Consider the following 18,355-nt stretch of genomic DNA (forward strand, 5'->3'; position numbering starts at 1 on the left):
TGGCACCCCGCTTGTTCCCAGGGTGAGGGCGGGTCCTTACGCTGACCCTGTCAAGACCATTGCGGGGCAACGTGAATCAGATGCAGGGCCTGCTCATCGCGGGCCGCTACCGGCTGGCCGAATCCATCGGCAGTGGCGGCATGGGCCGGGTCTGGCATGCACATGACGAGGTGCTGCACCGGTCGGTCGCCATCAAGGAGTTGACGGCCGCCCTCTACGTCTCCGAGAGCGAGCAGGCGATCCTGCTGGCGCGCACCCGCGCTGAGGCCAGGGCAGCCGCGCGGATCAACCACTCCGCCGTCGTCACGGTGCACGACGTGCTGGAGCACGACGGCCGCCCGTGGATCGTGATGGAGCTGGTCGAGGGCCGCTCCCTGGCCGACGCGGTCAAGGAGGAGGGGCGCATCGAGCCGCGCGAAGCGGCGCGCATCGGCCTCTGGGTGCTGCGCGCCCTGCGCGCCGCGCACACCGCCGGCGTCCTGCACCGCGACATCAAGCCGGGCAACGTCCTCCTCAGCCGCGACGGACGCGTGCTGCTCACGGACTTCGGCATCGCCCAGATCGAGGGCGACACGACCATCACGCGCACCGGAGAGGTCGTCGGCTCGGTCGACTACCTGGCGCCCGAGCGCGTGCGCGGCCACGACCCCGGCCCGTCCTCCGACCTGTGGGCGCTCGGTGCGACGCTCTACACGGCGGTGGAGGGCCGGTCGCCGTTCCGCCGCACCACACCGCTGACCACCATGCAGGCCGTGGTCGAGGAGGAAGCCGCCGAGCTCCAGCACGCCGGTCCGCTCACGCCCGTCATCACCGCCCTGCTGAGCAAGGATCCGGGCACCCGGCCCGACGCGTCCGAGGCCGAGCAGATGCTCGCCGAGGCGGCGGAGGGGCGGCGGCCCAACAGTGCGCAGGCCTATGTGCCGACGCAGTACAGGCGGACGACGCCGTACCGGGACGTCCACAGCGGTACGGGTACGGGGCGGGCGGGCACCACGGGCACCTCCGCCCGCGGCCAGTCCGGCACCGGCTCGGGGTCGCACACCGGGACACCGCTCCCGCCGCTGGCCGGCACCCCGGCCACCGGGACGTCCACGGCCGGGACCGCGCCCTCCGGCCCCACCGCGGTCGGCCCGATGGCGACGGGCCCGCAGCCGACCGGCCCCCGCAGGCGCCGCCGCCTGCGCACCCTCGCCCTCGTCGTCGCGCTCGCGGCCATCATCGGCGGGGGCACGGCCGTGGTGCTCCAGCAATGGAACGGCGGTCAGCAGTCGCAGGGCGGATCCGGCACGTCGACGTCCACGGGCACGGAGGCGGCCGGGGGGTCGGTTCCGGCCAGCTGGACCCGCTACGACGATCCCACAGGATTCAGCCTCTACCTGCCCAAAGGCTGGAAGCGCAAGCCCTTCGGCGCGCAGGGCGAGATCAAGCAGATCGACTACTCGCCGGACGGCGGCCGGCACTTCGTCCGTATCGCCATCGACGAGTCACCGGACTTCGCCGACGCCAAGTCCCACCAGGAGGATCTGGAGCAGCAGCTCCAGGGGTTGGTCGACTACAAGCGGGTGACCATGGAGGAGAACACCTACCGGGACCGCAAGGGCTCGCTGTGGGAGTACACCTGGACCGCGCTGGCCAAGGATCCGCCCTACGTCGCCGGGCCGCGTCACGCCATCGAGGAGACGTATTTCTCGCGGGACGGCGTCGAGTACGCGATCTACATGTCTTCACCGGCGAAGGACTGGGCGAGGACGAGCCAGCAGTTCAAGTGGGTTCTGCAGGGCTGGCGACAACCGCAGTAGGAACGCAGATCATCGTTCTGACCTGGGGGGCGAAGGGGCGGCGTCGGGCTGCGACCGGATTTCGAGGGCGCGGACGCCGGCTGCGGCATGATGGGGCGCATGGGGACCGAGGGGGCCGACTTCCGTGTGATCGCGGGGCGTTACCGCCTGGAGGCGAGGCTCGGTCGCGGCGGCATGGGCGTGGTCTGGCGGGCGACCGACCAACTGCTCGGCCGGAGTGTGGCCGTCAAGGAGCTCCCCTATGACGAGACGCTCTCCACGGCGGAGGCGCGCGGGCAGCGGGACCGTACGCTGCGCGAGGCCCGGGCCGTCGCCCAGCTGAGCCATCCGCACATCATCACCGTCCACGATGTCGTCGAGCACGACGAACGCCCGTACATCGTCATGGAGTTGATCGAAGGCGGCTCGCTCGCCGACCGGCTCGCCCAGCAGGGCCCGGTCGACGCCGCCGAAGCGGCCCGCATCGGCATCGCCCTGCTCGGCGCGCTGAGCGCCGCGCACGCGGCCGGGGTGCTGCACCGCGACCTCAAGCCGGACAACGTACTGCTGGAGACCGGCACCGACCGGGTCGTCCTCACCGACTTCGGCATCGCCCAGGTCGCGGGCGCCCCCACCCTCACCGAGAACGGGGCCTTCGTCGGCTCGCCCGAGTACACCGCGCCCGAGCGGATGTCCGGGGCCAGGACCGGGCCCGAGTCCGACCTGTGGTCGCTGGGCGCGCTGCTGTGCGCGGCCCTCAGCGGGGAGTCGCCGTTCCATCGCGACTCGCTGGGCGGCGTCCTGCACGCGGTCGTCGTGGGCGACATCCAGCCGCCCGCGCAGGCCGGGCCGCTCCTGCCCGTCGTACGCGGCCTGCTGGAGCGCGATCCGGACCGGCGGCTGGACGGGGACCGGGCGGAGCGGATGCTCCGGGCCTTCCGCGACACCGGCCGTACACCGCCGTCACCGCCGCCCGGGTACGCGCCGACGGTGGGGGCCGTGCCGCGTCGGCGGCCGCAGGAGCCCGCCGGCCGGCAACCGCCCGTGCCTCCGGTGGACCGGCCCGGTCCGGATCAGCGGGAGGAGCCCTTCCTCCGACAGCCCGCGCGGCGCGTGCTCATCGCGGCGCTGCTGGTCGCCGCGATGGCGGGAGCCGGGGTGTCCGCCGCGGCGCTGCTCAGGGAGGAGAGCACCGGAGACGGCGGCCCCACGCCGACGAGTTCCGCACCGCGGGCACCGACGGCGCCGAAGACACCGGCGACTCCGGCGACCCGGCAGGCCTCGCCGAGCACGCCCGCGCCCACCCCGTGACTGCTGGAGCCCCGTACCGCAACAAAACGGGAAATCCGCCCCCTTGTGAAGTCACGGGTCTGTGACCGGCTCGCGTCCTTTGTGGATCCACGGGCGGTTGGCGCGATATGGATGAACCCATGAGCGACAACGGGGGAGCCCGATCCGGGGCCGACGAGCCGACGAGTTTTGTACTGCAACCACCGAATCGGCAAGCGCCGGTACCGGGCAATCCCTACGCGACGCCGGCCCCGTCACCCACCCAGGTCGTGCCGGCCCAGTCCGCCCAGTCGGCCCAGGCGTCCGAGGGCCCAGGCGCCGGGCGGCTCATCGCCGGGCGTTACCGGCTGCTGGCCAAGCTCGGGCACGGCGGCATGGGCACGGTGTGGCGGGCCAAGGACGAGACGGTGGACCGGGAGGTCGCCGTCAAGGAACCCCGCGTCCCGGATCATCTTCCCGAACGCGAACGGGCCAATGCCTTCGAGCGAATGCGCCGCGAGGCCCGTGCGGCGGCCCGGCTCGACCATCCGGCCGTGGTCGACGTGCACGACGTCGCGGTGGTGGACGACCAGCCGTGGATCGTCATGGAGCTGGTGCGGGGCCGTTCGCTGGGCGACGCGCTGCAGGAGGGCACCCTGTCCGCGCCCGAGGCCGCCCGGATCGGCCTGGAGGTGCTCGGCGCGCTGGAGGCCGCGCACGCGGCGGGCATCCTGCACCGTGATGTGAAACCGGACAACGTGCTGCTCGGCCGGTACGACCGGGTCGTCCTCACGGACTTCGGGATCGCCCAGATCGAGGGCGAGACCAATCTGACCGACACCGGCGGCTTCGTCGGCTCGCCCGAGTACATCGCGCCCGAGCGCGTGCTGGGGCAGCGCCCCGGCCCGGCCAGCGACCTGTGGTCCCTCGGTGTGGTGCTGTACGCGGCGACGGAGGGCGTCTCGCCGTTCCGCCGCAGCAACACCCCCGCCACACTCCAGTCCGTCCTCAACGCCACGCCCGCGCCGCCGGCCTCCGCCCGGGGGCCGCTCGCCGAGGCCATCAACGGCCTGCTGGACAAGGACCCGGCCCGCCGCCCGAACGCCGCGCAGGTCCGGGCCCTGCTGGAGTCGGCCGCGAACCCGCCGGTCGCCCAGCCCACCCAGGCCGTGCGGGGCACGGGCCAGGGCGGTGGCGGCCGGGGTGTCCGGCTCGGCCGCAGGGTGTGGATCGGACTGGGCGCGGCGGTCGTCGCGGCGGCGGTGGCGGCGTACCTGGTGATCGCGGACCCGTTCGCCGGGCCACTGCCCGAGGGCTGGAAGATCCGGCAGGAGAAGGACCTCGCCGCGTCGCTCGCCATCCCCGCGGAATACCAGCGGACCGTGCCCGACCGGAAGTCGGACGAGAAGCACTGGGTGACGTACACCGACTGGAGCGGCAGCATCTGGATCGGCCTGACCCTGGAGAAGAAGGCCGAGGACACCGGCGGCAACATCGCGGGCTCCGCGGCCGCCGAGATGTACGACGACGACACCCGGTTCAAGGAGAGCGGCAGTTACGAGCTGGACATGTCGGAGGGGCCCAAGAAGACGGACCCCGAGGTGACCACGTACAGAGGCAAGAAGGCTGCCCGGAACAAGGTCCCCTTCACCACCACCGACAGCGAGAACCCCCGCCCTCGGGAGCTCCAGATCTTCTACTACCGGACCCCCGGCGGCGACATGTACAAACTCACCGTCAGCTACCCGGACAAGAGCGACTTCACCGACCGCGGACGCGAGGTGGCGAGCACGGCGATCGCGAACCTGGACATCGACAAGACCTGATCTCGCTGGTTCAACGCCCCTGGAAACGACCCGCGTCGACAATCTGCCGCTCTGCGGGGTACTGATGGGGCATGAGCAACGACGGGGGCGGGACGGACGACGCCCAGGGCCGGCTGGTCGGTGGGCGGTACCGGCTGGCCGAGCGCATCGGCTCCGGCGGCACGGGCACCGTATGGCGGGCCCACGACGAACTCGTGCAGCGCGAAGTCGCCGTCAGACAACCCCGGTTGCCGGGCCGGCCGGACGACGACAGCCATCGGCGGGCCGCCCATCGGCTCCACCGTGAGGCCCGGGCCGCCGCCCGCGTCGACCATCACGCCGCCGTCACCATCCACGACGTGGTCGTCGAGGTGGAGCGGCGGGACGAACGTCCGGGGCCCAAGGGGCCCGACGAGCTCGACGCGGCCGAGGCGCTGGACGGACTCCCGTGGATCGTCATGGAGTTGGTGCCCGGCGAGTCCCTCGACGAGACGCTCCGACGCGGCCCCGTCGGCGTGCCCGAAGCCGCCCGGATCGGCCTCGCCGTGCTCGGTGCCCTGCGCGCCGCGCACTCCGTCGGCATCGTGCACCGGGACGTCAAGCCCGCCAACGTGCTGCTCGGCCCGCACGGGCGCGTCGTCGTCACCGACTTCGGCATCGCCCATGTGCAGGGCGAGGGCTCCCGCACCGCGAACGGGGAGTCCGCCGCCGGCTCGCCGGAATTCGTCGCCCCCGAGCGGCTGTCCGGCCGCATCGCCGGGCCCGCCTCCGACCTGTGGTCGCTGGGCGTCCTGCTGTACGCGGCCGTCGAGGGCTCGTCCCCGTTCCTGCGGACGACGCCGGAGGCCACGCGCGCGGCGGTCCTCGCCGCCGAGCCGCCCGACCCGACGCGGGCCGGCCCCCTCGGGCCGCTGATCGAACGGCTGCTGGTGCCGGATCCCGAACAGCGGCCGGACGCGGAGGAGGTCGCGAAGGAGTTGGAGGCGGCAGCGGTCCCGACACCGCCCGCGCCACGGCAAGAGGCGGAACCTATACGGAACCCGGACGACCGGACCGCACCCCGGCCCGGCCCGGTGCCTGCCGGACAGCCGGGCCCGGTGCCTGCCGGACAGCCCGTCCCGGTGTTCGGTGCCGCGTCCGCCCGTGTGTCTGCTGGGCAGTCGGGTCCGGTGTCCGGTGCCGCGTCCACCTCTGTGTCTGCTGAGCAGTCGCGTCCGGTGTCCGGTGGTGCGTCCGGTTCCGTGCCTGCCGGACAGCCCCGCCCGGTGTCCGGCGCCTCGTCCGGTTCCGTGTCCGCCGGGGGGTCCGGCCCGGTTCCTGCTGCCGCGTCCGCCCGTGTGTCTGCTGGGCAGTCCGGCCCTGCGCCCGCCGCCGAGTCCGCTCCCGTGCCTGCCGCACAGCCCGGCCTGGTGCCCGCCACCCCGCCGACTCCCGTGTCTGCCGCACCCGACCCGCTGCCTGCCACAGAGGCCGCTCCTGTCCCTCCCGTACAGCCGGGCCCTGCGCCCGCCGCCGAGTCCGCTTCCGTGTCCACCGCGCAGCCCGGCCCGGTGTCGACCGCCTCGCCCGTGCCCACCGCCCAACCCGCCCCCACCCCCCTACCGCAGCAAGACCCCATAGCCCCCAAACGCCAAAGCCCCCTCCGCCCCGGCCCCCTCGCCCTCCTCTCCGCGCTGCTCGCCGGTGGCATAGGGGCCGTCACCCAACTCGTCGACCCCAGCAGCGCGGAGAGCGCCGGTCAGGCCGCCGACGCGACCGACGCCTGGATTGCTCACCCCGAGCCGGACATAGCGGCCGTTCTCCACCTCCCGCGTCAGTACCGCCCACTCGGCCGGACCGGCAGTGCGACCGACCAGCCCCGCACGGCGCTCTACGGCGACGAGCGGACCGGCACGATCGAGGTCCGCCTCCTCTCCTGGGACAAGGCCCCGGCCGCCTCCCCGATGGACCAGGCCAGGAGGGCGCACGACGCCGGGGGAGAGACGCGGTACTCCCGCACCCGCGTCCAGGGCCACGAAGCCGCCCTCGCCGACACCACCTACCACCGGGGCGAGACCCCCAGGCGGGTGATGCGGGTGGTCGTCCGCACCGACGACGACCGCATGTACGAACTGCGCGTCGACATGCCCAGGGGCACGCCGGAGGAGGAAGCGGGCACCTCGGTGTTCGAGGGGGCCCGGGACCGGCTCGGGATCGTAAAAGTCTGAATCACACTCACCGGTCGCCGCACAACCTCCTGATCAGCGTGTTTGTTGCCAGCAGTCACTGGCGTCGTGTGTGCACTCGGTGAAGCCGTATTACCGACGGGTACCCAAAGCCTCCGTCCCGGCATACCCTGCGCCTCATGACGGACGCGCAGGCCGCAGAGAAGACGGCAGAGACCGGCACGGCACCCACCGGTACGAACCCCCTCGCCCCCGCCCCGGAGGGCGCCCGCACCGCCGCGGACGTGGTGACGCCGGAGCTGGTCGCCCAGCTCACCAAGGGTGTGGCCGGCTCGGGCCGGACCGCCAACCACACGCCCTTCACCGGCGAGAAGCTGGCGGACCTCCCCGAGTCGACGCCCGAGGACGTGGCGAAGGCCTTCGAACTGGCCCGCGCCGCCCAGGCCGTGTGGGCGCAGACCCCCGTACGGCAGCGCGCCGCCGTCCTGCTCCGCTTCCACGACCTGGTGCTGGAGCGCCAGGCCGAGGTGCTCGACCTCATACAGCTGGAGACCGGCAAGGCCCGGCTGCACGCCCACGAGGAGGTCCAGGCCGTCGCGGTCGCCGCCCGGCACTACGGCCGCAAGGCCCCGGCCTACCTCCGGCCCAAGCGGCACACCGGCGCCATGCCGACCCTCACCAAGGTCACCGAACTGCGCCACCCGCGCGGCGTCGTCGGCCAGATCGCCCCCTGGAACTACCCCCTGGAACTGTCCGTCGGTGACGCGCTCCCGGCCTTCGTGGCGGGCAACGCGGTCGTCATGAAGCCGGACACCGAGACCTGCCTGACCGCCCTGTGGGCCCGCGACCTGCTCATCGAGGCCGGGCTGCCCGCCGACGTCTTCCAGGTCGTCCTCGGCGACGGCCCGGTCGTCGGCCCCGAGGTCGTCCGGCACGCCGACTACGTCTCCTTCACCGGCTCCACCCGCACCGGCCGCGAGGTCGCCCAGGGCGCCGCCGCCCGGCTGGTCGGCGTCTCCCTCGAACTCGGCGGCAAGAACGCCATGCTGGTGCTGGAGGACGCCGACATCGAGAAGGCCGCGGCCGGAGCGGTCCGCGCCTGCTTCTCCTCCGCCGGCCAGCTCTGCATCTCCATCGAGCGGCTCTTCGTCCACGAGTCGATCGCGGACGCCTTCCTGGAGCGCTTCGCCGCCCGGACGAAGGCCATGCGCCTCGGCACGTCCCTGGCGTACGGCGCCGACATGGGCTCCTTGGTCGGGGAACGCCAGCTCGAAACGGTCACACGGCACGTCGAGGAGGCCGTCGCCAAGGGCGCGAAGGTCGTCGCGGGCGGTGTGGCCCGCCCGGACATCGGCCCGTACTTCTTCGAGCCCACGATCCTCGACGGCGTCGCCACGGACATGTCCGTCTGCGGGGAGGAGACCTTCGGCCCGGTCGTGTCGGTCTACCGCTTCACCGACGAGGACGAGGTCATCGAGCGCGCCAACGCCACGGCGTACGGCCTCAACTCCTCGGTCTGGACGAAGAACGGCCGCCGTGGCCAGGAGGTCGCCGCCCGGCTGCGCACCGGCACGGTCAACATCAACGAGGGCTACGCACCCGCCTACGGCAGTGTCCAGTCCCCCATGGGCGGCATGAAGGACTCCGGCCTCGGCCGCCGCCACGGCTCCGAGGGCATCCTCAAGTACACCGAGGCCCAGACGGTCGCCCACCAGCGCGTGCTCCCGATGGCCCCCTCCCTGGGCATGGACGACGAGAAGTACGCCCAGTTCATGAGCCGCAGTCTCCGCCTGATGAAGGCATTCAGGTTCCGGTAACGCCCCAAGGGGCGCGGGGAACTGCGCGATCGACCACTGACGGCCCGCACGCGAAACTCAACGAGGAGAACACGTGCCTCAGGACGCTTACGACTACGACGTCATCGTCGTGGGTTCCGGCTTCGGCGGCTCGGTGACCGCCCTGCGCCTCACAGAAAAGGGCTACAAGGTAGGCGTCCTGGAAGCCGGCCGCCGCTTCACCCGCGAGACCCTCCCCAAGAACTCCTGGGACCTCAAGAACTACCTCTGGGCCCCGAAGCTCGGCATGTACGGCATCCAGCGCATCCATCTGCTGGGCAACGTCATGGTCCTGGCGGGCGCGGGCGTCGGCGGCGGCTCCCTCAACTACGCCAACACCCTCTACGTCCCGCCGAAGCCGTTCTTCGAGGACCCCCAGTGGCGTGACATCACCGACTGGCAGGACGAGCTGGCGCCGTACTACGACCAGGCCCGGCGCATGCTCGGCGTACGGCTCAACCCGACCATGACCCCCTCCGACGTCCATCTCAAGGCCGCGGCGGAGCGGATGGGCTGCGGCGACACCTTCCACCTGGCTCCGGTCGGTGTGTTCTTCGGCGACGGCGAGGACGCCGACGGCACGGCGAAGGCGAAGCCGGGCCAGGAGGTGCCCGACCCGTACTTCGGCGGCGCGGGCCCGTCCCGCAGGGCCTGCGCGGAGTGCGGCGAGTGCATGACCGGCTGCCGCCACGGCGCGAAGAACACCCTCAACGAGAACTACCTGCACCTCGCCGAGAAGGCCGGCGCGGTCGTCCACCCCATGACGACGGTCGTCTCGGTCACCGACGACTCGCGCGGCGGCTACGCCGTCGCCACCCTGCCCACCGACGACCGCGGCAAGAAGAAGGGCCGCACCTACACGGCCCGCCGGGTCGTCCTCGCCGCCGGCACCTACGGCACGCAGACCCTGCTGCACCGCATGAAGGCGGGCGGCCAGCTGCCGCACCTCTCGGACAGGCTGGGTGAGCTGACCCGCACCAACTCCGAGGCCCTGGTGGGCGCCCAGACCGACGACCGGCGCTACCGCAAGGCGCACGGCGTGCCGAAGGCCGACTTCACGCGGGGCGTGGCCATCACGTCCTCGATCCACCCCGACGCCAACACCCACATCGAGCCGGTCCGCTACGGCAAGGGCTCCAACTCGATGGGCGGCCTGTCCATCCTCCAGGTCCCCTACGCCGGGACGAACTCGGGTCCCTCGCGGGTCCTGGGCTTCCTCGCCCACGCGGCGAAACACCCCTTGCTGGTGCTGCGCTCGCTGTCCAACCGCCGCTGGTCGGAGCGGACCATCATCGGCCTGGTGATGCAGTCGCTGGACAACTCCCTGACGACGTACGTGAAACCGTCGGGTGTCGGCCGCGGCCTGCTCACCGCCCGCCAGGGCCACGGCGCCCCCAACCCCAAGCAGATCAAGGCCGCGACGGAGAGCGCGTCGGCACTCGCCGCCGAGATCAACGGCTTCGCGGGCTCCAACGTCGGCGAGCTGATGGGCACCCCGCTCACCGCCCACTTCCTGGGCGGCTGCCCCATCGGCGACTCCCGCGAGTCCGGCGTGATCGACCCGTACCACCGCCTCTACGGCCACCCCGGCATCTCGGTCGTCGACGGCGCCGCGGTCTCCGCCAACCTGGGCGTCAACCCCTCCCTCACCATCACCGCCCAGGCCGAGCGGGCGATGTCGTACTGGCCGAACAAGGGCGAGCCCGACCCGCGCCCGCAGCAGGGCACGGCCTACGAGCGTCTCCAGCCGGTCGAGCCGAAGTCCCCGGCGGTCCCGGCGGAGGCGTTCGGCGCGCTGCGGCTGCCGTTCCTCGGCATGCCGGCCGTACCGCCGAAGAACTGAGCGACCCGGCAAGACAGAAGAGGGACCTGCGCCCCCCTCCGAGCGCAGGTCCCTCTTCTGCTTGGTGCCGCGGCCTGCCGGCCGCTATGGCTTACGCCTGCACGCCGGCCTTGCGGCGACGGACGACGAAGATCGCACCGGCACCGGCGACGACCGCGGCACCGCCGACCAGGCTGATCATCGGCAGGGCGGAGCTGGAGCCGGTCTCGGCGAGGCTGCCGGTGACCTCCGGCGTGTCGCCGCTCGGCTTCTCGTCGGTGACGGGCGCCTTGCCGCCTTCCTGCGGCTTGGTGCCGTCGGTGTCCGTACCGGCGGAGACGATCTGGAACTTGTACGACACGTCGCCGAAGCCGACGCACTCGCCGTCGCTGTCACCGTAGATCGTCGCGCCGAGCGAGAAGCCGGCGCCGACCGGGGCGGACGGCTTGACGTTGAGGCGCAGCGGGATGTTCACCTCGTACTCGGGCTTCAGCTCGTCGGTGTAACCGACGTAACCGACCGCGAGGCCGCCCTCGTTGAGGTCGACCCAGATCTTGTCCTGGGGGTCCCAGGCCTGGAGCTGGACCTGCTTGCTGGAGAACAGCTCCTCGCCGTTCTTGTCGGGGGAGGCCCCGGCGAAGAAGTCGAGGTCGTTCAGCGTGGAGTCGGAGTTGTTCGCCACGTTCAGCGAGAACTTGTGCCAGCCGCTGCCCGCCGCGATCTTGCCGGGCAGGCCGGAGATGCTGACGTCGACCTTGGTGTCCTCGCACACCGAGGGCTCGGGGTCGGGGGACTCCGACTCCTCGGGCTCGGAGGCGCTGGGCGCCGGGGAGGACTCGCTGGCGGAGGCGCTCGGCGAGCTGGAGGTCTCGGGAGCGGACTCGCTCACGGACGTGCTCGGAGCCGGCGACGTCTCGGGCGCGGACTCGCTCACCGACGGCGAGGGAGACGTCTCGGGAGCGGACTCGCTCACCGACGCGCTCGGGGTGGGCGTCGTTTCGTCGGTCGCGTACGCGGCCGGTGCCGCGAGCAGTGCCACCGGGGCTATGACCGCCGTAGCGGCCGCTGCTGCCATGGCGCGGCGAAGCTTCATGAAGACCTCGGAGAGTCCGGCGTACCGCGGGCTGCGGTACGAACGTTGGGGGAGGCCTCCGCGTGTGGGGCGCGGGAGTGGCCCTTGGTTCGCATGTTTGATCCGTGAAACCTGTGAATGGTTGTACTGGCATTCACAGAATCCTTATGTGGCCTGAGTCACATCCATGACCTTCTTGTGAAGGCGCTTTCCACCCGCTTAGATCTTGACTTCGTGTCAGAAAAGCCGTCCGACGATCAGCCGTCGGCCTCGCAGATCCCCGACGACGTCTGGGAACAGTTCACCCGCGACACCGAGCGGGACATCCGTTCCTCCGCCCCGAAGGAGCCGTCCGCCCGGGCCCGCATGGTGACCGAGCGGCTGCGCGAGCAGGAGGCCCGGGGCGAGTCGCCGCCCGGGTGGCGCACCGGACCCGCGTGGCAGGAGATGAACGGCCGGGCGGCGCGGCGCCGCAAGGCGTGGGCGATCCTCGGCGTGCTCGTCACCGCGGCCGTCGCGCTGGTGGCCCTGAAGCCGTCGCTGCTGCCCGGTGACCCTTTCGGCACCGGGGGGTCCCAGGCCGCCGAGGCCTCACCGCTGCCCGACGAGACGGCGCCCCCCGCCGCCGCGCCCGATGCGTCGGACCCCGAAATCCCCACCCTGGACCGGCCCTTCGCCGGTTCTCCGGCCGAGCGCTGGGCCGATGGCGAGGCCGGCATCGTCCCGCCGAAGGCGAAAGCCGTCGGCGCGGTCTCCGCGGACCGGGTGGAACAGGCGCTGAAGCTGACGAAGAAGCTGCTGGTGGGGGCCAACCTCGACCCGAAGACCCTGCGCGGGGCACGCCCCGGGGCCGCGCTCTCCGTGCTCGACCCCAAGCAGCCCGAACTGCTCGACGACCTCGACGCCGGCCTGCGCTCCCCGAGCGAGAAGCACGACCCGGTGACGCTGTTCAGTCGCTTCGACCCCGACGAGGTGCGGCCGGCCGGCGACGTGATCAAGACTCGGGGGCACATGACGTTCAAGAAGGGCACGCAGGGTGGTGTGGCTGTGCGCGCCGACTACACCTTCGTCTACCCCGTCGTCCGGGCGGACGGCCCCCCCGAGGTCACCCGCACCATCGTGCGCCGGGTCCTCGACGTCGAACTCGCCGACCCCGGCCGCTACCAGGTCACCCCCGGCCGCCTGCTCCTCATGAACTACGACCAGGAGATAGGCAACTCCTCCTGCTTCGTCAACGACGGCTACCTGCATCCGGAGTTCTCGTCGAGCAGGTCCGCGGGCCCGGACCCGAGCGGCCCGGCGACGGACCCGTACGACCGGAGCAGGGAGCTCCGACGCGGCGACGGCGGCGACTGCGGGACGGTGACCCGCACCTGAGCAGAGCGAAGGGCCCCGCGGGGTGGAGCCGCGGGGCCCTTCTTCTCGTCAGCACCGACGTCAGGGCAGCGCCGGTGCCTGGAAGCGGCGCCGGGGGGTAGCGCCGCTGGTCTGTACCTCTGGAAGTGCGGCAATGCGGGTGCCCGCGGGGGGACTTGGGCTGTGTACGCATCGTGCTGGATGAACGCGGCGCCCGCAACCGTTTGACCCAGACTTGTGCATTTATGCAAGGTCCGCCGGTGGACCCCGGGCGTCCCCGGGGCCCACCGTTCTCTTGGGTGACCGGGCTGCTGTCCCCTGCCGTCCGGTCACTTCCCTGGAGCGAGGTCCCACGACGCACGGCACGATCCGTGCGCCTCATCGCCCCAGTGAGCCACGCGTGGTTCTTTCGGGCCCGCCCCTGGCTGGCACGGACACCGGGACCAACGAGGTCGTGCCCGGGCGGTCACGCGCCGTACGGGTGAGAGGGATGCGCACGTCTGTCCCGGGAACACCGATCCCGGCGGCGACGCGGCTTCAGATCTTGCCGCGGCACAGCTCCAGCAGGGTCATCGCGAGCGCGGTGCCCGGCTTGCCCAGCGCCTCCCTGTAGTGGCCGAGGACGTCCATCTCGCGGGAGAGGTTCACGCGCCGGCCGCCGGAGGCGATCCGCGCCTCCTGGATGACGGCGGAGACGGCCACCCGTTCCTGGATCAGGCCGATGATCCGGTCGTCGAGCGCGTCGATCCGCTCGCGCGCGCCGGTGATCACGTCGGCGGCCTCGGTGGTGCGGGCGCCGGTCACGTCGATGGCGGTCATAGGGGGCTCCTCGTCGTCAGGGGCTGCCCCGGGGCGGCACGGCCCGGACGACGACAGACGCCCCGGGCCTTGTCGGCCCGGGGCGCCTGGGAAGTCGCTTGTCAGTAGCTCAAGCAGCACGACCATGGCGTCCGGCGGGCCGGATGCCATAGGTAAAGACGAACGTCTGGTGCTTGAACATGGGGGCAAGTATGCACCGCCTCCGGGGGCCGTCCAAGCCGGTTCGCATCCTGAGACGAGGCCGCCGTCCGGCACCCGGAAGGAGCCCGGCGGCCCCCCGGTAGAATCGGGTGGCACAAGACCCCCGCCCCACCGCCGGAAGGCACCCCGTGTCATCAGCGACTTCCGCTGCCGCCGCCGCCGACACCGTCCTGGTCGTCGACTTCGGCGCGCAGTACGCCCAGCTCATCGCCCGTCGTGTCCGCGAGGCGCGGGTCTACAGCGAGATCGTGCCGAGCACCATGCCGGTCCAGGAGATGCTCGCCAAGAACCCCGCGGCGATCATCCTCTCCGGCGGCCCCTCGTCGGTCTACGAGGAGGGCGCGCCCAGCCTGGACCGTGCGCTCTTCGAGGCCGGCGTCCCCGTCTTCGGCATGTGCTACGGCTTCCAGCTGATGGCGCGGACCCTCGGCGGCACCGTCGACAACACCGGTGCCCGCGAGTACGGCCGCACCGACCTGCACGTCTCCAAGGTGTCCTCCACCCTCTTCGAGGGCACCCCCGCCGAGCAGGCCGTCTGGATGTCCCACGGCGACGCCTGCTCCGCCGCCCCCGAGGGCTTCTCCGTCACGGCCTCCACGGACGTCGTGCCGGTCGCCGCCTTCGAGAACGACGAGAAGAAGCTCTACGGCGTCCAGTACCACCCCGAGGTGATGCACTCCACGCACGGGCAGCAGGTGCTGGAGCACTTCCTCTACCGGGGGGCGGGCCTGACGCCCTCCTGGACCACGGGCAGCGTGATCGAGGAGCAGGTCGCCGCCATCCGCGAGCAGGTCGGCGACCGGCGCGCCATCTGCGGCCTGTCCGGCGGCGTGGACTCCGCGGTCGCCGCGGCCCTCGTCCAGAAGGCCATCGGCTCCCAGCTGACCTGCGTGTACGTCGACCACGGCCTGATGCGCAAGGGCGAGACCGAGCAGGTCGAGAAGGACTTCGTCGCCGCGACCGGCGTGCAGCTGAAGGTCGTGGACGCCGAGGAGCGGTTCCTCAAGGCGCTGGCCGGGGTCTCCGACCCCGAGGAGAAGCGGAAGATCATCGGCCGCGAGTTCATCCGGGTCTTCGAGCAGGCCCAGGCCGAGATCATCGCCGACCAGGGCCCGGCCGTGGAGTTCCTCGTGCAGGGCACGCTCTACCCGGACGTCGTCGAGTCCGGCGGCGGCACCGGCACGGCCAACATCAAGTCCCACCACAACGTGGGCGGCCTGCCCGAGGACCTCGAGTTCCAGCTGATCGAGCCGCTGCGCAAGCTCTTCAAGGACGAGGTCCGCATGGTCGGCCAGGAGCTCGGCCTGCCGGAGGAGATCGTCCAGCGCCAGCCGTTCCCTGGCCCCGGCCTCGGCATCCGGATCGTCGGCGAGGTCACCAAGGAGCGCCTGGACCTGCTGCGCGAGGCCGACGCCATCGCCCGCGAGGAGCTGACGACGGCCGGCCTCGACCGCGACATCTGGCAGTGCCCGGTGGTCCTGCTCGCCGACGTCCGCAGCGTCGGCGTCCAGGGCGACGGCCGCACCTACGGCCACCCCATCGTCCTGCGTCCCGTCTCGTCCGAGGACGCCATGACGGCCGACTGGTCGCGCCTGCCGTACGAGGTCCTCGCCCGGATCTCCACGCGGATCACGAACGAGGTCAAGGACGTCAACCGTGTCGTCCTCGACGTGACCTCGAAGCCGCCGGGCACCATCGAGTGGGAGTGACCCCGAGCCCTACGTGCGCTTGATCGTGCGCAAGGGTGCGCCGGGCGTCCAGACCTGGACGACGAGGTAGGTGTCGTCCTCGACGTAGGTCCGCACGATCTCCGTCAGCTCGGTGCGGAAGAGGTGGAACGGCTCCGGCGGTTCCACCTCTTCGACGTATCCGGCCTTGGTCTCCACATCGTCGAAGAGGTGGAACGGCTCCGGCGGTTCCACCTCTTCGACGTATCCGGCCTTGGTCTCCACATCGTCGACCTCGATCGCCCGGCCGCTGATCCGGACGTCGCCGCCGCCCATGCCCGTGCCCTCCCCGGGGTTCGCCTGGAGCGCGAAGCGCGGGTCGCGGCGCAGGTCGAGGGCCTTGAGCGAGTCCGGCATCATGCCGAGCCACAGTTCGCCGTTCAGGAATCGCACCTCCAGGCCGCTGGTGCGGGGCGAACCGTCCTTACGGAGGGTGGCGAGGATGTGGTGGGTGTAGGCGCCGAAACGCTTCTCGACGGTGCCGGCCAGATCCGGTTCGGCGGTGACGAAGTCCGCCCAGTTCGCTGTCATGAGGAGAGTGTCGCGCCGAAATCCGACATCTTCTGTCGGCTATTCGTGGGGTCGGGGAGCCAGGGGGCACACGTGTGGGCACAGGGTGCTCACAGGGGCGCTCGTGGCATCTTCACGAAACGCTTCTGTTCTTCCCGGCCTCACGGACGGTAACTTCCGCCCGTACGCAGAACCAGTGCTGGAGGACCTATGCACGGGCCCACCCCGCCCCTGCCGCTGCCCACCGACCGGCTGCGATTCGCCATGCCGCCGATGCACGAGTCGGTCGAGGACGAGCGCCGGCACCGCAAGGAACGGCTCGCGGGCGCCCTGAGGATCTTCGGCCGGCTCGGCTTCGAGGACGGCGTGTCCGGGCACATCACCGCCCGCGACCCCGAATTCACCGACTGCTTCTGGGTCAACCCGTTCGGGATGCCCTTCCGGCACGTCACCGTGAGCGACCTCGTGCTCGCCAACCAGGACGGCCAGGTCGTCGAGGGCGGCTACCACGTCAACCAGGCGGCCTTCACCGTGCACGCCCAGGTCCACGCCGCCCGGCCCGACGTGGTCGCCGTCGCCCACTGCCACTCGGTGCACGGCAGGGCGCTCGCGGCGCTCGGCGAGCTGCTGGAGCCGATCACCCAGGAGAGCTGCGCCTTCTACGAGGATCACGCCCTCTACGACACGTACACCGGCGTCTCCGTCGACGCCGAGGAGGGGCGGCGCATCGCGGCGGTGCTCGGCTCCCGCAAGGCGCTCGTCCTGCGCAACCACGGGCTGCTGACCGTCGGCGACTCGGTGGACGCGGCGGCCTGGTGGTTCGTGTCGATGGAGCGCTCCTGCCAGGTGCAGCTGACGGCGCAGGCGGCCGGGCGGCCGGTGCGGATCGACCACCGGATGGCCGTGGCGACGCGGGAGCAGTTGGGCGGCGACCTGGTGGCGTGGATCAACTACCAGCCGATGTGGGAGGACGTCACCCGGAGCGAGCCGGGCCTGCTGAGCTAGACGGGCCCCTCAGAAGCCCCGCAGCACCACTGCCTTCGTCCTCGCGAACTCCTCGTCCGTGAGCACGCCGTCGCGGTGGAGCCGGCCCAGCTCGCGCAGCCGGCGCAGGAGTACGTCCTGGTGGGCGGGGGAGGGGTGCTCGCCGTCGGTGGCAGCGGCGCTGTGCGTGGACGGGTGCGGCAGCCGGGCGGTGACCGCCGAGGCGACGAGCGCGGTGAGCAGGTCCCGGCGGGCGCTGCCCCACAGGGCCAGGGCGCATGGGTCCTTCTCCGGCGGCAGTGTCGACCCCACCGCCTCGCGGGTCACGAAACGCAGGGACCCGTCCTCGTGACCGGTGTTCGGCAACCACTCGACCCGGACGAGGTCGCCCATGGTGATGATCCGCGGGCCGGTGGCGCGTTTGACCCGCTCGGCGGTGTCGGCCCAGTCGATCCGTACCCGGGTGCCGTCGAAGGAGACCGTCCCGTCCGAGGTGCGCACCGACACCGGAACCGGCGGGCCGGGCAGCAGGTAGGCCGTCACCGGGTCCTTCGGGACCCGGTCGAGAAGCAGCGCGCGGCGGATCTCCTCGGCGACGTACTCGGCGACCCCCGTCCGGTCGGCGTCCACCGTCAGCCGGTAGGGATCGGCCGCGTCCGGCAGCCGCCCGCCGGTCGCCTGGAGCAGGGGGTCGGCGCCCTCACGCAGCCGCAACCGCAGCCGCCCGCGCCTGCGTTCGGTTTCCAGGACGATGCCGGAGACCGCCGCGAGCGGCACGGTGATCTCTCCGTACGTCTGCCGGAACAGCGGTACGGAGCGGCGCAGACCGGGCGTGATCCGGACCGTTTCGCCGTCGAAGGCCCAGGTCCCGTCACGCTGGATGATCTCGGCCATAGGGGAATTCTCCCAGCCGGGTCAACAGGACGCGCCGAACTTCACCCGTGTTGACCAGACCGGGCGGACGCGAACCGGGTGGTGTAGGGCACAATTCGCTTTCGTCGCACGGGAGTTG

At 71.9% G+C, this 18,355-nt stretch carries 12 protein-coding genes and 1 pseudogene; 9 read left to right on the forward strand and 4 right to left on the reverse strand.

Annotated features, from left to right (window positions below):
* Nucleotides 1–80 precede the first annotated feature (80 nt).
* The 6 genes and pseudogenes from AB0G20_RS32650 to AB0G20_RS32675 all read left to right on the forward strand — a co-directional run bounded on the left by AB0G20_RS32650 (nucleotide 81) and on the right by AB0G20_RS32675 (nucleotide 10,695).
* A complete protein-coding gene (locus tag AB0G20_RS32650) occupies nucleotides 81–1,799 on the forward strand; it encodes a serine/threonine-protein kinase (RefSeq protein WP_361308650.1) in 1,719 nt (572 codons plus the stop codon).
* A gap of 99 nt (nucleotides 1,800–1,898) precedes the next feature.
* The gene (locus AB0G20_RS32655) at nucleotides 1,899–3,089 is read left to right on the forward strand and encodes a protein kinase (protein WP_361308652.1); all 1,191 of its coding nucleotides are present in this window, start codon (nucleotides 1,899–1,901) and stop codon (nucleotides 3,087–3,089) included.
* Nucleotides 3,090–3,208: 119 nt separating this feature from the next.
* Nucleotides 3,209–4,873 (forward strand): serine/threonine-protein kinase, encoded by a 1,665-nt coding sequence (locus AB0G20_RS32660; RefSeq protein WP_361308654.1) that lies wholly within the window; start codon nucleotides 3,209–3,211, stop codon nucleotides 4,871–4,873.
* A gap of 71 nt (nucleotides 4,874–4,944) precedes the next feature.
* Nucleotides 4,945–5,844 (forward strand): annotated as a pseudogene (locus AB0G20_RS32665) (serine/threonine-protein kinase); the annotation flags it as partial.
* 1,352 nt (nucleotides 5,845–7,196) lie between these two features.
* Nucleotides 7,197–8,834, forward strand: coding sequence for a succinic semialdehyde dehydrogenase (locus tag AB0G20_RS32670; protein ID WP_361308656.1), 1,638 nt, complete (start codon nucleotides 7,197–7,199; stop codon nucleotides 8,832–8,834).
* A gap of 73 nt (nucleotides 8,835–8,907) precedes the next feature.
* On the forward strand, nucleotides 8,908–10,695 hold the full coding sequence (locus AB0G20_RS32675; protein WP_361308658.1) for a GMC family oxidoreductase: 1,788 nt from the start codon (nucleotides 8,908–8,910) through the stop codon (nucleotides 10,693–10,695).
* A gap of 91 nt (nucleotides 10,696–10,786) precedes the next feature.
* On the opposite strand, the gene AB0G20_RS32680 is transcribed toward AB0G20_RS32675, so the two are convergent.
* On the reverse strand, nucleotides 10,787–11,767 hold the full coding sequence (locus AB0G20_RS32680; RefSeq protein ID WP_361308660.1) for an LAETG motif-containing sortase-dependent surface protein: 981 nt from the start codon (nucleotides 11,765–11,767) through the stop codon (nucleotides 10,787–10,789).
* A 213-nt stretch (nucleotides 11,768–11,980) separates the two neighbouring features.
* Here AB0G20_RS32680 and AB0G20_RS32685 point away from each other — a divergent pair, with 213 nt between their 5' ends.
* The gene (locus tag AB0G20_RS32685) at nucleotides 11,981–13,123 is read left to right on the forward strand and encodes a hypothetical protein (protein WP_361308662.1); all 1,143 of its coding nucleotides are present in this window, start codon (nucleotides 11,981–11,983) and stop codon (nucleotides 13,121–13,123) included.
* 516 nt (nucleotides 13,124–13,639) lie between these two features.
* Here the strand turns inward: AB0G20_RS32685 and AB0G20_RS32690 are convergent.
* The gene (locus AB0G20_RS32690) at nucleotides 13,640–14,257 is read right to left on the reverse strand and encodes a chorismate mutase (protein WP_361308664.1); all 618 of its coding nucleotides are present in this window, start codon (nucleotides 14,255–14,257) and stop codon (nucleotides 13,640–13,642) included.
* Here AB0G20_RS32690 and guaA point away from each other — a divergent pair.
* On the forward strand, nucleotides 14,251–15,831 hold the full coding sequence (guaA, locus tag AB0G20_RS32695; protein WP_361308666.1) for a glutamine-hydrolyzing GMP synthase: 1,581 nt from the start codon (nucleotides 14,251–14,253) through the stop codon (nucleotides 15,829–15,831). The two genes, AB0G20_RS32690 and guaA, sit on opposite strands and share 7 nt — an antisense overlap.
* 9 nt (nucleotides 15,832–15,840) lie before the next feature.
* Here the strand turns inward: guaA and AB0G20_RS32700 are convergent, their stop codons facing one another.
* Nucleotides 15,841–16,380 carry a pyridoxamine 5'-phosphate oxidase family protein gene (locus AB0G20_RS32700; RefSeq protein WP_361308668.1) on the reverse strand — a complete coding sequence of 180 codons (540 nt, stop codon included), beginning with the start codon at nucleotides 16,378–16,380 and terminating at the stop codon, nucleotides 15,841–15,843.
* A 189-nt stretch (nucleotides 16,381–16,569) separates the two neighbouring features.
* On the opposite strand from AB0G20_RS32700, the gene AB0G20_RS32705 reads away from it, so the two are divergent.
* Nucleotides 16,570–17,364 (forward strand): class II aldolase/adducin family protein, encoded by a 795-nt coding sequence (locus tag AB0G20_RS32705; RefSeq protein ID WP_361308670.1) that lies wholly within the window; start codon nucleotides 16,570–16,572, stop codon nucleotides 17,362–17,364.
* Between the two features lie 9 nt (nucleotides 17,365–17,373).
* Here AB0G20_RS32705 and AB0G20_RS32710 read toward each other — a convergent pair whose 3' ends face one another.
* A complete protein-coding gene (locus AB0G20_RS32710) occupies nucleotides 17,374–18,237 on the reverse strand; it encodes a DUF4429 domain-containing protein (RefSeq protein WP_361308672.1) in 864 nt (287 codons plus the stop codon).
* Between the last annotated feature and the right edge of the window lie 118 nt (nucleotides 18,238–18,355).

The sequence above is a fragment of the Streptomyces sp. NPDC024017 genome (assembly GCF_040638895.1).
Lineage (GTDB): Bacteria > Actinomycetota > Actinomycetes > Streptomycetales > Streptomycetaceae > Streptomyces.

Excerpts from the sequence above, each read along its gene's own strand:
- AB0G20_RS32700 (WP_361308668.1), bottom strand. The coding sequence starts at position 16,380 with ATGACAGCGAACTGGGCGGACTTCGTCACCGCCGAACCGGATCTGGCC.
- AB0G20_RS32655 (WP_361308652.1), top strand. The coding sequence starts at position 1,899 with ATGGGGACCGAGGGGGCCGACTTCCGTGTGATCGCGGGGCGTTACCGC.
- AB0G20_RS32670 (WP_361308656.1), top strand. The coding sequence starts at position 7,197 with ATGACGGACGCGCAGGCCGCAGAGAAGACGGCAGAGACCGGCACGGCA.
- AB0G20_RS32690 (WP_361308664.1), bottom strand. The coding sequence starts at position 14,257 with ATGACACGGGGTGCCTTCCGGCGGTGGGGCGGGGGTCTTGTGCCACCC.
- AB0G20_RS32710 (WP_361308672.1), bottom strand. The coding sequence starts at position 18,237 with ATGGCCGAGATCATCCAGCGTGACGGGACCTGGGCCTTCGACGGCGAA.
- AB0G20_RS32660 (WP_361308654.1), top strand. The coding sequence starts at position 3,209 with ATGAGCGACAACGGGGGAGCCCGATCCGGGGCCGACGAGCCGACGAGT.
- AB0G20_RS32680 (WP_361308660.1), bottom strand. The coding sequence starts at position 11,767 with ATGAAGCTTCGCCGCGCCATGGCAGCAGCGGCCGCTACGGCGGTCATA.
- AB0G20_RS32650 (WP_361308650.1), top strand. The coding sequence starts at position 81 with ATGCAGGGCCTGCTCATCGCGGGCCGCTACCGGCTGGCCGAATCCATC.
- AB0G20_RS32705 (WP_361308670.1), top strand. The coding sequence starts at position 16,570 with ATGCACGGGCCCACCCCGCCCCTGCCGCTGCCCACCGACCGGCTGCGA.